The 13,006-nt window shown below is 69.7% G+C and carries 12 protein-coding genes; 5 read left to right on the top strand and 7 right to left on the bottom strand.

What is annotated here, in order from left to right; translation table 11 throughout:
* Positions 1–37 precede the first annotated feature (37 nt).
* From kdpC to kdpF, 4 genes are all read right to left on the bottom strand, one after another.
* Entirely contained in the window at positions 38–586 is a 549-nt protein-coding gene (gene kdpC, locus ACNFIA_RS20015) for a potassium-transporting ATPase subunit KdpC (protein ID WP_416788068.1), read from the bottom strand.
* 174 nt (positions 587–760) lie between these two features.
* On the bottom strand, positions 761–2,821 hold the full coding sequence (gene kdpB, locus ACNFIA_RS20010) for a potassium-transporting ATPase subunit KdpB (RefSeq protein WP_416788066.1): 2,061 nt from the start codon (positions 2,819–2,821) through the stop codon (positions 761–763).
* Between the two features lie 11 nt (positions 2,822–2,832).
* Entirely contained in the window at positions 2,833–4,527 is a 1,695-nt protein-coding gene (gene kdpA, locus ACNFIA_RS20005) for a potassium-transporting ATPase subunit KdpA (RefSeq protein WP_416788063.1), read from the bottom strand.
* A gap of 8 nt (positions 4,528–4,535) precedes the next feature.
* Complete coding sequence (gene kdpF, locus ACNFIA_RS20000) at positions 4,536–4,625, bottom strand: K(+)-transporting ATPase subunit F (RefSeq protein WP_009618573.1); 90 nt, start codon at positions 4,623–4,625, stop codon at positions 4,536–4,538.
* 318 nt (positions 4,626–4,943) lie between these two features.
* Between kdpF and ACNFIA_RS19995 the strand changes: the two genes are divergently transcribed.
* From ACNFIA_RS19995 to ACNFIA_RS19975, 5 genes are all read left to right on the top strand, one after another.
* Positions 4,944–5,699, top strand: coding sequence for a response regulator (locus ACNFIA_RS19995; protein WP_416788060.1), 756 nt, complete (start codon positions 4,944–4,946; stop codon positions 5,697–5,699).
* Positions 5,680–6,807, top strand: a complete 1,128-nt coding sequence (locus tag ACNFIA_RS19990; protein ID WP_416788057.1) for a sensor histidine kinase — start codon at positions 5,680–5,682, stop codon at positions 6,805–6,807. Before ACNFIA_RS19995 ends, ACNFIA_RS19990 begins: the two co-directional genes overlap by 20 nt.
* Positions 6,808–6,914: 107 nt before the next feature.
* The gene (gene xopAW / locus ACNFIA_RS19985; RefSeq protein WP_416788054.1) at positions 6,915–7,676 is read left to right on the top strand and encodes a XopAW family type III secretion system calcium-binding effector; all 762 of its coding nucleotides are present in this window, start codon (positions 6,915–6,917) and stop codon (positions 7,674–7,676) included.
* A gap of 120 nt (positions 7,677–7,796) precedes the next feature.
* On the top strand, positions 7,797–8,444 hold the full coding sequence (locus ACNFIA_RS19980) for a FadR/GntR family transcriptional regulator (RefSeq protein ID WP_416788051.1): 648 nt from the start codon (positions 7,797–7,799) through the stop codon (positions 8,442–8,444).
* Positions 8,445–8,484: 40 nt separating this feature from the next.
* A complete protein-coding gene (locus tag ACNFIA_RS19975; RefSeq protein WP_416788049.1) occupies positions 8,485–9,765 on the top strand; it encodes a CynX/NimT family MFS transporter in 1,281 nt (426 codons plus the stop codon).
* Positions 9,766–10,046: 281 nt separating this feature from the next.
* On the opposite strand, the gene ACNFIA_RS19970 is transcribed toward ACNFIA_RS19975, so the two are convergent.
* From ACNFIA_RS19970 to ACNFIA_RS19960, 3 genes are all read right to left on the bottom strand, one after another.
* Positions 10,047–11,102 carry an AI-2E family transporter gene (locus ACNFIA_RS19970; protein ID WP_416788047.1) on the bottom strand — a complete coding sequence of 352 codons (1,056 nt, stop codon included), beginning with the start codon at positions 11,100–11,102 and terminating at the stop codon, positions 10,047–10,049.
* A gap of 62 nt (positions 11,103–11,164) precedes the next feature.
* Positions 11,165–12,055 (bottom strand): DUF4892 domain-containing protein, encoded by an 891-nt coding sequence (locus tag ACNFIA_RS19965; protein WP_416788044.1) that lies wholly within the window; start codon positions 12,053–12,055, stop codon positions 11,165–11,167.
* Positions 12,056–12,138: 83 nt separating this feature from the next.
* Positions 12,139–12,999: an alpha/beta fold hydrolase gene (locus ACNFIA_RS19960; RefSeq protein WP_416788042.1), complete on the bottom strand. Its 861-nt coding sequence runs from the start codon at positions 12,997–12,999 to the stop codon at positions 12,139–12,141.
* Positions 13,000–13,006 lie beyond the last annotated feature (7 nt).

Genomic DNA, 13,006 nt, shown 5'->3' with positions numbered 1-13,006 from the left:
CCTCATACCGCGGCAGCTTCGGTATTGGCGCTGGAGTCTAGCGAGGCAGACTGGCCAGGGCCATGTTCAGCGCCAGCACGTTGACCACGGCGGGACCGATCAGCGGGCGCTCGGTGTTGGCCTCCACCAGTTTCTCCAGGCTTGCCACCGGCACCCCACGTTCCAGGGCGATGCGCGGCACCTGGTACAGCGCGGCGGCGGGCGGCAACTGCGGGTCGAGGCCACTGCCGGAGGTGGTGACCAGCGCCAGCGGCACCGGTTGCCCACCGACCTGTTGTGCGGCGGCGTCCTTGGCGATGCGTTCGGCCAGCGCCGGGTTGCCGGGCGCGAGGTTGCTCGCGCTGCTGGAGACGGTGGCGAAATCGCCGGCCGAGGGGCGCGGATGGAACCACTGGGCGCCGTCGAACTTCTGCGCGATCAATGCCGAGCCACGCACGACCCCCTGATCGTCGCGCACCAGGCTGCCGTTGGCCTGGTCATGGAAGGCGACCTGGGCGATGCCGGTGACGGCCAGCGGATAGAGCACGCCGGTGATGGCGCTGAGCAGGACCAGCGAGGCGATGGCGGGGCGGAGTTGGTTGAGCATGTTTCGTGTTCCTCTGTTGGGTTCGGAGCGGGGCATTTGCCCTCTCCCCCGCCCTCTCCCTGAAGGGAGAGGGGGTAGTTCGGCGTGTCCGGCGAGATCGGTGCTTCCCGATCACTCCGGACGGTCCCCTCTCCCTCTGGGAGAGGGTTAGGGTGAGGGGAAAAAACTGGCGCCTCAGGCCAGACCCACGGCCACCAGGATCATGTCGATCACCTTGATCCCCACGAACGGCGCCAGCAGCCCGCCCACGCCGTAGATCAGCAGGTTGCGGCGCAGCAGCTGCGAGGCGTCGCTGGCCTGCACGCGCACGCCGCGCAGGGCCAGGGGGATCAGCGCGACGATGATCAGCGCGTTGAACACGATGGCCGAGAGGATGGCGCTCTGCGGGCTGGCCAGCTTCATCACGTTGAGCACGCCCAGCTGCGGGTAGATGCCGGCGAACAGCGCGGGGAGGATGGCGAAGTACTTGGCCACGTCGTTGGCCACCGAGAAGGTGGTCAGCGCGCCACGGGTCACCAGCAGTTCCTTGCCCACCTGCACCACGTCCAGCAGCTTGGTCGGGTCGCTGTCCAGGTCCACCAGGTTGGCGGCCTCGCGGGCGGCCTGGGTGCCGTCGTTCATGGCCATGCCGACGTCCGCCTGGGCCAGCGCCGGCGCATCGTTGGCGCCGTCGCCGCACATGGCGACCATGCGCCCCTCGCCCTGCTCCTGGCGAATGCGCGCCAGCTTCTTCTCCGGCGTGGCTTCGGCGATCACGTCGTCCACCCCCGCTTCGGCGGCGATGGCCGCGGCGGTCAGCGGGTTGTCGCCGGTCACCATCACGGTGCGGATGCCCATACGGCGCAGCTCGGCGAAGCGCTCGCGGATGCCCGGCTTGACCACGTCCTTGAGGTGGATGGCGCCCAGCAGCTTGCCGTCGGCCACTACCAGCAGCGGCGTGCCGCCGCTCTGGGCGATGCGCTCGATCTCCTTGGACAGGCTCTCGGGCATCTGCGCGCGGGGCAGGCCGACGAAGGCCAGCGCGGCGTCCACCGCGCCCTTGCGGTAGACGTGGCCGTCGACGTCGATCCCCGACAGGCGCGTCTCGGCGCTGAAGGCAATCGGTGTCACGCGGCTGCGGTCAGGCTCGGGCAGGATGACCTGCGCGCGGAGGAACTCCACAATGGACTTGCCCTCGGGCGTGTCGTCGGCCAGCGAGGCGAGGAAGGCGCCCTCCGCCAGCTCCAGCGGCTGCACGCCGGGGGCGGTGTGCAGGGCGCTGCAGCGGCGGTTGCCGAAGGTGATGGTGCCGGTCTTGTCGAGCATCAGCACGTGCACGTCCCCCGCCGCTTCCACGGCGCGGCCGGACTTGGCGATGACGTTCAGGCGCACCAGGCGGTCCATGCCGGCGATGCCGATGGCCGAGAGCAGGCCGCCGATGGTGGTGGGAATCAGGGTGACCAGCAGCGCCACCAGGAACACCAGCGGCAGGTTGCCGCCGACGAACAGGGCGAAGGGTTTCAGGGTGACGACCACCAGCAGGAAGATCAGCGTCAGGCCGATCAGCAGGATATCCAGCGCCACTTCGTTGGGGGTCTTCTGGCGCTTGGCGCCTTCCACCAGGGCGATCATGCGGTCGAGGGTGGACTCGCCGGGGTTGGCGGTGATCTTCACCAACAGCCAGTCGGACACCAACCGGGTGTTGCCGGTCACCGCCGAGCGATCGCCGCCGGACTCGCGGATCACCGGCGCGGATTCACCGGTGATGGCGGCCTCGTTGACCGCCGCCACGCCTTCGATCACCTCGCCGTCGCCGGGGATCAGCTCGCCGGCTTCGACGCGCACCACGTCGCCCTTGCGCAGGCTGCTGGCGGCGACCTTCTCGAAGTTGCCACTGGCGGTGCGGCGCAGGGCCTGCAGACCCTGGGTGCCAGCCTTGAGGCTGTCGGCGCGGGCCTTGCCGCGACCCTCGGCGAGGGCTTCGGCGAAGTTGGCGAAGAGCACGGTGAACCACAGCCACACGGCGATCTGCACGGCAACGAAGGTGGGCACCGAGTCGCCGCCCACGGCGCAGAGCACGGTGGTCAGCACGGCGGTCAGCGCCACCACCAGCATCACCGGCGAGCGTTGCAGCTGGCGCGGGTCGAGCTTGAGGAAGGCCTGCACCAGCGCCGGCTTCCACAGGGCGGACAGCGCGGTGGTCGGGCGTTTCTCGGCGGCCTTGTTGAGGGCCAGTTCCTGGGTATGTGCGTTCATGTCGTGGTCCTTCAGAAACCGAGCGTCAGGTGATCGGCCACCGGGCCCAGCACCAGCGTCGGCAGGAAGTTCAGGCCGCCCACCAGCAGGATGGTGGCGGTCAGCAGGCTGACGAACAGCAGGCCATGGGTCGGGAAGCTGTTGGGGCCGACCGGCGTGGCCTTCTTCGCCGCCAGGCTGCCGGCGATCGCCAGCACCGGCAGGATGTAGCCGAAGCGGCCGATCAGCATGGCCAGGGCGATCATCAGGTTATGGAACGGGGTGTTGGCGCCGAAGCCGCCGAAGGCCGAACCGTTGTTCGCAGTACCCGAGGTGTAGGCGTAGAGCAACTGGCTGAAGCCGTGGGCGCCGGGGTTGCTCACCGACGCGGCCGGGCCCGGCAGGCTGGCGGCGATGGCGCCGAGCACCAGCACGCCGACCGGCATTACCAGCAGGGTCGCCACCAGCAGGCGCACTTCGCGGGCTTCGAGCTTCTTGCCCAGGTATTCCGGGGTGCGCCCGACCATCAGCCCGGCGAGGAACACGGCGACCAGCACGAACAGCAGCATGCCGTAGAGGCCCGCGCCGACGCCGCCGAAGATCACCTCGCCGACCATCATGTTGAGCATCGCGACCATGCCCGACAGCGGGTTGAGGCTGTCATGCATGGCGTTCACCGAGCCGTTGGAAGCCGCCGTGGTGGTCACCGCCCAGAGCACGCTGGCGGTGGTGCCGAAGCGGCTCTCCTTGCCTTCCAGCGGGGCAACCTGCTCCACCGGCAGCGCGCCGAGCGCCGGGTTGGGCTGGTACTCGGCCCACAGCGAGGCACCCAGGCCGAGGGCGAACAGCACCAGCATGCAGCCGAGGATGGCGCGGCTCTGGCGCAGGTCCTTCACGTAGTAGCCGAAGGTGAACACCAGCGCGGCCGGAATCAGGATGATCGACACGACCTCGAACAGGTTGCTCCAGATGGTCGGGTTCTCGAACGGGTGCGCCGAGTTCACGCCGAAGAAGCCGCCGCCGTTGGTGCCCAGCTGCTTGATGGCGATCTGGCTGGCTGCCGGGCCCAGCGGGATGGATTGGTCGGCGCCCTGCACGGTGAGCGCGTGGGCATAGTCGAGGAAGGTCTGCGGCACGCCCTGCCAGACCAGCAGCAGCGCCAGCAGCAGGCACAGCGGGAGCAGCCCGTAGAGGGTGGCGCGGGTCAGGTCGACCCAGAAGTTGCCCAGGTTGTTCGTCGACTTGCGCGCGATGCCGCGCGCCAGTGCCACTAGCACGGCCAGGCCGACGGCAGCGCTGACGAAGTTCTGCACGGTCAGGCCGAGCATCTGGCTCAGGTAGCTCAGCGAGGCTTCGCCGCTGTAGGCCTGCCAGTTGGTGTTGGTGACGAAGCTCACGGCGGTATTGAACGCCAGCGTCCACTCCAGGCCCGGCAGCTTCTGCGGGTTGAGCGGCAGCAGCCCCTGCAGCATGAGGATGGCGAACAGCAGCACCAGGCCCGCCAGGTTGAACGCCAGCAGCGCCAGGGTGTAGCGCTTCCAGTCCTGCTCGTCCTCGGCATGGATGCCGCAGGCGCGGTAGATGGCCCGCTCCACCGGCAGGAACAGCGGGCTGAGGAAGGTGCGCTGGCCCTCCATCACCTTGTAGTAGAAGCGCCCGAGAAACGGCGCCGGCACCAGCACCAGCGCCAGGAAGGCAACGATCAGCAGTACGTCATGGCTGTTCATGGCCACTCCTAGGAACGGTCGGCGCGCAGCAGCGCCACCAGCAGGTAGATGAACAGCCCCGTGGCCAGGACCAGGGATACACCGTCGAGCACGCTCATGCTTACTTTCTCCTCACGCGGGCGATTCCATCGCTTGATGCGGCGCTTGCCGCCTGACGAAAAGTTTCCGCAAGCACAGCGTAAAGGAGCGATTCCCGACCCCGCCGGCCGGCGTAAAGAAGGCGTAAAGACTGCTCTGCGACGACGATCACGATTTGTATCGGCTCTGGTACACAACGGACACGCTGGCGACACCCGTCGGCCCCAGCCTCGCCGACCATGGCCCGCGCACGCGGTGACGGGTTAGCATGCGTCCGTCGCATGCCCCTCGCGGCCCTTGGCCACCCTGCCCTACGTTTTCCTGCGACAGGTCCCCTCATGCACCAGACCCCTTCCGACGACACACGCCGCTGGACGACACGCGCCCTGCTGGTGGACGACGACGAGCCGATCCGCGAGCTGCTCTGTGGCTATCTGGCGCGCTTCAATATCGAGGCACGCGGCGTCGCCGACGGCGTCGAGATGCGGCGCGCGCTGGAGAACGAGAGCTTCGACGTGGTGGTGCTGGACCTGATGCTGCCCGGCGAGGACGGCCTGTCGTTGTGCCGCCACCTGCGCGCCGAATCCGATATCCCCATCCTCATGCTCACCGCGCGCTGCGAGCCGGCGGACCGCATCATCGGCCTGGAGCTGGGCGCCGACGACTACATGGCCAAGCCCTTCGAGCCGCGCGAGCTGGTGGCACGCATCCAGACCATCCTGCGCCGGGTGCGCGGCGCAACGCCCCCCAGCGAGGACGGCGCGCGCGGCGAACCGCGCGCCCAGGTGCGCTTCGACCAGTGGCGCCTGGACAGCGTGCTGCGCCAGCTGCATGCCCCGGACGGCCTGGTGGTGCCACTGTCCAACGCCGAATTCCGCCTGCTCTGGGTGTTCCTCGAACGCCCGCGGCGGGTGCTCAACCGCGAACTGCTGCTGGACGCCGCCCGTGGCCGCGCCATCGAGGCGTTCGACCGCAGCATCGACCTGCTGGTCTCGCGCCTGCGGCAGAAGCTGGGCGACGATCCGCGCTCGCCCCGGCTGATCAAGACCGTGCGTGGCGAGGGGTACCTGTTCGATGTCCGCGATATCGCCTGACGCCGCGCCCGAGCGCGCCCGGGAAAAACCGCTGGAGCGCGCCGACAGCCTGTTCGCCCGGCTGTTCGGCGTGTTCCTGCTGGCCATCGTGGTCGCCCATCTGCTGGCCTTCGCCTGGTTCCACCACTACGGCCCGCACCGGCCCGACATGCCGCCGCCTCCGCCGCCACCGGAGCAAGGTGTCGAGCGCGGCCCGCCGGCGGAAGGTTTCGCGCCCGGCCCCGAGGGCTTTCGTCCCCCGCCGCCGCCACGCCTGCCGTTCTGGAGCGCGCCGTTCGCCTTCCAGCTGCTGGCGCTGATCCTCGCCGCCGGCATCGGCGCCCGCCTGCTGGCCCGCCCGGTGCAGCGCATGGGCGACGCCGCGCTGCGCCTCTCCGAGGACCTGGACAGCCCGCCGCTGCCGGAAACCGGCCCGCGTGAAGCGCGCCAGGCCGCGCACGCCTTCAACCGCATGCGCGAGCGCATCCGCGAGCAGGTGCAACAACGCAGCCGCATGCTGGTGGCGGTCTCCCATGACCTGCGTACCCCGCTGTCACGCCTGCGCCTGCGCGTCGAGGAAATCGACAACCCGCAGCTGCGCACTCGCATCGGCCAGGACATCGCCGAGATGATCGGCATGCTCGATTCCACCCTGCACTATCTGCAGCAGGAGCGCGCCAGCGAGCCGCTGCAATGGTTCGATGTGAAGGCCCTGGCCGACTCGCTGGCCGAGGACGCCTGCGAGCGCGGCGCCGACGTCGGCGTGGAAGGCTACTGCGCGCCCTTGAAAGTCCAGCCCATGGCGCTGCGTTCGTGCCTGAACAACCTGCTGGACAACGCCCTGCGCTATGCCGGCGACGTCAGCATCGAGCTGCGCGACGGCAGCCGCGAGGTGGAAATCCGCGTGCGCGACCACGGTCCCGGCATTCCCGCCGAGCTGCGCGAGCAGGTGTTCGAGCCCTTCTTCCGCCTCGAAGGCTCGCGCAACCGCAACTCCGGCGGCGTCGGCCTTGGCCTTGCCATCGCCCGCGATGCCGCGCGGCGCCAGGGCGGCGACCTGCACTTCGAGGAAACCCCGGGCGGCGGCGCCACCGCCGTGCTGCGCCTGCCCAGAAGCGCCGCCACGTAGCGCCGTTGTAGCCACCGGCAAACAAAGCGCACACACCCGCGACACAGGCGAGCCCGAGGCTGTCACTCGCGGAGAACCCTCCGCGATGGCAACCACGGAGACGCTCTATGATCAGCGGCGTGAGCAGCAGCTATGCGAGCTACTACACCAGCTCGCTCCCCCGAACCCAGACCGCCAGCAGCACCACCGCCACGCCAGGCGGCAGCAGCGGTGGCGCCCAGGGTGCGGCGAAATTCCAGGAAGACCTGTTCAAATCCATCGACAGCGATGGCGACGGCAGCATCAGCAAGGATGAGCTGACCAGCGCGTTGTCCTCCACCGATGAGGCGGACAGCAGCGATATCGACATCGATGCCCTGCTCAGCGAGCTGGACAGCGACGGCAGCGGCGGCGTTTCCCAGGACGAACTGTCCTCGGCCATGCCGCCGCCTCCCCCGCCACCCGGCAACCTCGGCGGCTCCGCCGACGACCTGATCAGCGCGCTGGACAGCGACGGCGACGGCAGCATCAGCAGCGACGAGCTCACCGCCTTGGGCAGCAGCGACGACGACAGCCAGCGCCTGAGCGACCTGTTCAGCCAGCTCGATGCCGATGGCAGCGGCGCCATCAGCAGCGACGAGCTGTCCAGCGCGTTGCAGGCACAGCGTCCCGACGGCCCGCCCCCGCCGCCTTCGGCATTCAGCGGATCGTCCGACGATGCCTCCGGCAGCTCCTCGGTCAGTGCCGCCAGCGCCAGCAGCGCGGCCACCGAGGCCAACACCGGCGCCGCCTACCAGAAGCTGGTGGCCAACCTGCTCAAGCAGTACCAGAGCAGCGACGTCACCGCGCTCCAGGCCACCAGTGGCAGCCTGGTGAACATAGCCGCCTGATTCGCAGGCGTCGACGCCGCCGGAGCGCCCCCCGCTCCGGCGATTTTGTTCCCATTGCCAGCCCCTGGTCGCTGTCCTACTCTTGGCCCACCCAAATTCATCCGATGATTGGATGTTTCCATGCCAAGCCCCCTTCAGAAACGCTCGCTGGTGGACATCGCCCTCGAGCAGATCCGCCTGCGCATCGACGACGGCACCTGGCCGCTGGGCCAGCGCCTGCCGCCGGAACCCGAACTGGCCGAGATTCTCGGCATCAGCCGCAACACCGTGCGCGAAGCAGTGCGCGTGCTGACTTTCTCCGGCGTGCTGGAAGTGCGCCAGGGCGACGGCACCTACGTGCGCGCCTGTGCCAACCCGCTGGACGCCATGCTGGTGCTCGCCCGCAGTTCGGTGGAACAGGCGCTGGAGGCCCGCGGCATCATCGAGGTGGAAGCCAGCCGGCTGGCCGCCGAGCGCCGCAGCGACGCCGACCTCGCCGCCCTGCGCGAGGCCCTGGAAGCCTCGGCCGCCCACCACGGCGGCGCGCTGGACACCTACATCGCCCATGACCTGGCCTTCCACCAGCGCGTGGTGGACAGCGCCCACAACCCGGTGCTCAGCGAGCTGTACCGCTACTTCTCCCAGGTGATCCGCGCCGGCCTGGAGCGCACCATCGGCGACCCGAGCCGGCCGCAACCCAGCTTCGAGCTGCACCGCGAGCTGCTCGATGCCATCGCCCGTGGCGACGCCGAGGCGGCAGCCCGAGCGAACCGCGCGCTGCTGATCTGACTCTGAACGTTCTCTGCCTTGCTGCCCTGGAATGCCCACCATGTCCCTGCCCCATGACCCGAAAGACACCGAGCACAAGGTGTCCTGCCCGCCCGCCGAACTGCTGATCGACGCCGAGGACGACAGCTCACCCGAGGCGGCCCCGCGCCCGCCCCGCACCTGGCTGTTGCTGCTGGGCCTGGTGCTGGTGGCGATGAACCTGCGCCCGGCGCTGTCCAGCCTCGCCCCGTTGCTCAACAGCGTGCGCGAAGGCACGGGCCTGTCCGCGGCGGCCGCGGGCCTGCTGACCACCCTGCCGGTGCTCTGCCTGGGCCTGTTCGCGCCGCTGGCGCCGATGCTCGCGCGGCGCGTCGGCGCCGAGCGTACCGTGCTGCTGATCCTCTTCACCCTTGCCGGCGGGATCGTCCTGCGCAGCCTGTTCCCGGTGGCCGGGCTGTTCATCGGCAGCGTGGTGGCCGGCGCCAGCATCGGCATCATCGGCGTGCTGCTGCCGGGCATCGTCAAGCGCGACTTTCCGCACATCGCCGGCACCATGACCGGCGTCTACACCATGGCCCTGTGCCTGGGCGCCGCCCTCGCCGCGGGTGCCACCGTGCCGCTGGCCGGATTGATGGGCGACAGCTGGCAGCCGGCGCTGGCCTTCTGGGCGATACCGGCGGTGGTCGCCGCGCTGATCTGGCTGCCGCAGACGCGCCAGAACCACCACGCGCACCGCGCGGCGCGCAAGGTCAGCGGCTTGTGGCGCGACCCGCTGGCCTGGCAGGTGACGCTGTACATGGGCCTGCAATCGTCGCTGGCCTACATCGTCTTCGGCTGGGTGCCGTCGATCCTCATCGACCGGGGCCTGAGCGCGGTGGAAGCGGGCCTGGTGCTCTCCGGGTCGGTGATGGTGCAGTTGATCAGCGCCCTGGTCGCGCCCTGGCTGGCGACGCGCGGCAAGGACCAGCGCCTGGCGGTGGTGACCGTCATGGGGCTGACCCTCGCCGGCCTGCTGGGCCTGCTGCTGGCTCCGCTGTCGGGCATCTGGGGCTGGGCCGTGGTGCTCGGCCTGGGCCAGGGCGGCGCCTTCAGCACCGCGCTGGCGCTGATCGTCCTGCGCGCGCCGGACTCCCACGTCGCCTCCAGCCTGTCCGGCATGGCCCAGGGCGTGGGCTACACCCTGGCGGCCTGCGGGCCGTTCCTGGTCGGCGTGGTGCACGACGCCACCGGCGGCTGGGCGGCGACCGGGGTGATCTTCGTGGTGGTGTCGCTGGCGGCCATCGCCTTCGGCCTGGGCGCCGGGCGGGACAAGCTGGTGCAGGTGAGGAGCGAGCACGTCTGAGCTCGCCGGATCGCAAGGCGTACACCCCGTTCCGGGTTACTCGCCCTACGCCGGAGTACTACTGTAGGAGCGAGCTTGCTCGCGAACAGCGCTTGCGATGGACTCCGGAGTGGCCGATTGCACCCTCTCCCTAACCCTCTCCCTGAAGGGAGAGGGGACTGCTCGCAGCGCGTTGAAAGCTCGAATCCAGCCGGCTGAATCCGAAGGACAACCTTGTGCCGAACGGCTCCCTCTCCCTTCAGGGAGAGGGCTGGGGAGAGGGCAGCCCCCGCTCCCACCCATCAAGCCACCGGCGGCGGCGGAGGCCGTTGCGAGCTGGCGACCCAGGCGCTGACCAGGTTGTACACCACCGCCAGCAGCACCGGCCCGAGGAACAGGCCGATGAAGCCGAAGCTCAACAAGCCGCCGAGCACGCCCAGCAGCACCACCACCAGCGGCAGGTTGCCGCCGCGGCTGATCAGGTAGGGCTTGAGGATGTTGTCCACGCCGCTGATCACGAAGAAGCCCCAGATCGCCATGAACACCGCATAGCCATAGCTCTCCTGGTAGAACAGCCAGATCACTGCCGGCCCCCACACCAGCGGCGGCACCATCAGCAGGCTGCAGACGAAGGTCAGCAGGCCAAGCAGGAAGGCCCCCGGAACCCCCGCGATGAAGAACCCCAGGGTGGCCAGCACGGCCTGGGCGGCGGCGGTGCCGATCACGCCGTTGACCACGCGCTGCACGGTGCCGGCGATGATGTCCATGTACTGCTGCGCGGCGGGGCCGATCAGGCGTTCCAGCACGCCATGGGCGAACGCCTGCAGGCGCAGGCCGTCGCGGTAGAAGAAGAAGATCAGCACCAGGCTCAGCACCAGTTCGAAGATGCCCGCGCCCAGCTTGGCGCTGCGCGCCAGGGCCCAGTTGCCCACCTCGCCCATGTACGGCTTGAGCGCGGAGAACATCGCCACGCCCTGCTGGTCGGCCTGGTACCACCAGCCGATCAGCCGGTCGCCGATCAGCGGCACCCGCGCCATCCACGCAGGCGGCGGCGGCAAGCCGGCAACCTGCAGGTTCTTCACCAGTTCGACACCTTCGCGCACCCGGTCCACCAGGCCGAAGCCCAGCCACACCAGCGGCAGCGCCACCAGCACGATCCAGCCGACGGTCAGCACGCCCGCTGCCGCCGCCTGGCGGCCGCCCAGCAGGTGGGTCAGCAGGCGCATCAGCGGCCAGCTGGCAAAAGCCAGCACGGCGGCCCAGAACAGTGCCGACCAGAACGGCAGCAGCACCCAGATACTCGCGCCCAGCAGGCCGAGCAACAGCAGGCGCAGCAACAGGCGATCGTTGTCGAACATTGGAAACCCCAGTCGGCTCGAAAGCCCCAGTGTAGGGCGTTTCGCCTTCGTGCGTAGGGGAATCAGCGCAGCCAGGTCAGATGAAGCCCTTCGCCATCATCCTTGCCCTGCTCCAGGCGCGCGTCGCGCACGCCCTGGGCGGTGAGCGCGGCACGCCAGTCGCCGGCGTGCTGGCCGGCCAGTTCCACACGCACGCCGGTGTCCAGGCGCAGCGTGCGCACCAGCAGGTCCAGCCAGGCGCCGCCCGGCTCCTGCGGCACATGGCTCAGGGTCAACTCGCCGTTGGCCTTGAGCAGGCGCATCAGGGTGGCCGGGCTGGGCAGCAGTTCGCCAAGGGCGGCGGCGCTGTCCAGCTGCTCGGCGTGCAGGTAGGCACGGCGGTTGCCCCGGGTGATGGTGTAGACCGCCAGCAGGCTGTTTTCGTGGGGCGCAGCCAGGCGCACCAGCAGGTAGGCCTGCTGCTCGTCCGGGCCGAACAACTTGGAATTGCCGAACACCGCGTTGGCCAGCAGGTTGCTGGAGCCGCAATCGCGACTTTCGCACCAGAACAGCGGCGTGGCGTCGGCGGCGAGGAGGTCCTTGCGCGCGGCGGCAAAGGCGCTCTGGCTGGAGTCCTCGTCGGGCAGGCGGTAGGTCACGGCGGTGAGGTCGCCGAGGGCGCGCACTTCGCCTTCCATGCGCAGGCGCCCGCTGATGCGGCTGATCGAGCCTTGCGGGTAGATGCGTTCCTGGCTGGCGGCCTGGTTGAAGTCGACGATCTCCGAACGCGGGAAGCGCGGGAGGACCTCCAGGTCATGGCTGTCGGGCAGGTCGGCGGCGCCGGCGAGGCTGGCGAAGCCGAGCAGGCCGCCGGCGAGCAGCGTGCGGAGCAGCCGTGACATCCGGTGCGCGTCGGTCCTGACGAGGTGAGGGTGTTCCGGCCCCTGGCGCGCGGCGGTCTGGATGTCGAGCATGCACAATCTCCCTGAAGCGATCCGTGCAGCGTCGCGGCCGGCCCCGCTTTAGTCAAGCCGCAGGGCGCTACGGGGTGTTTCCCTCAGGCCTTGAGGAAGGGCCGGAAGATTGCCGCGACGGCGTCGGCGCCCGCCTCGTCGTCCAGGTGCAGGTGGTGCCGGCCGGGCAGCTCATGGACCTCGAAGGGCCGGTCCTTGAGCAGTTCGCGGGTCGCCGGCTCGACCATCATCAGCCCTTGCTGCGCCAGCACCAGGCTGGCCGGGCATTGCACGGACTGGACGAATTGTCGCGCATGGGCGCGGGTCAGGCGCAGCGGTGACGGCAGGGTCAGGCGCGCGTCGGTGCGCCAGGTGTAGCCGCCCGGCACCGGCACCAGCCCACGGGAGGCGAGCAGCTCCGCGGCCTCGCGGCTCACGGCGCCCACACCCTTCATGCGCGCTTCCACGGCGCGGTCGATGGCGTCGTACACCGGCTTGCGCTTGTTCGGCAGCGCCAGTTGCGCGCGCAAGGCTTCACCCAGTTTCTGCGGCGCGGTATCCGCCTCGCCGGTGTAGGGCACCAGGCCGTCGATCAGCGCCAGTCGCTCGATGCGCTCGGGCATCGCGCCGGCCAGCAACACCGAGACGATGGCGCCCATGGAATGCCCGAGCAGGGAGAAACGCTCCCAGCCCATCTGGTCGGCCACCATCAGCACGTCCAGCGCGTAGTCCCACAGCAGGTAGCTGGCCCCCGGCGCGCGGTGGCCGGAGTGGCCGTGGCCGGCGAAGTCCAGCGCGAGGATGCGCACGCCGTCGAGCCGGGGCGCCAGGCGGGCGAAGCTCATGGCGTTGTCCAGCCAGCCGTGCAGGGCGATCACCGGGCGCCCATCCTCCGGGCCGAACAGGTGCGCGGCCAGCTCGATGTGCGGCAGGTTCAGGCGGATTTCCTGGACGTGGGCGGTCATGGCGATT

Origin of the sequence: Pseudomonas sp. NY15437, assembly GCF_048068435.1 — a bacterium.
GTDB classification, from domain to species: Bacteria; Pseudomonadota; Gammaproteobacteria; order Pseudomonadales; family Pseudomonadaceae; genus Pseudomonas; species Pseudomonas nitroreducens_B.
This window is presented reverse-complemented; position numbering and strand designations above follow the sequence as displayed.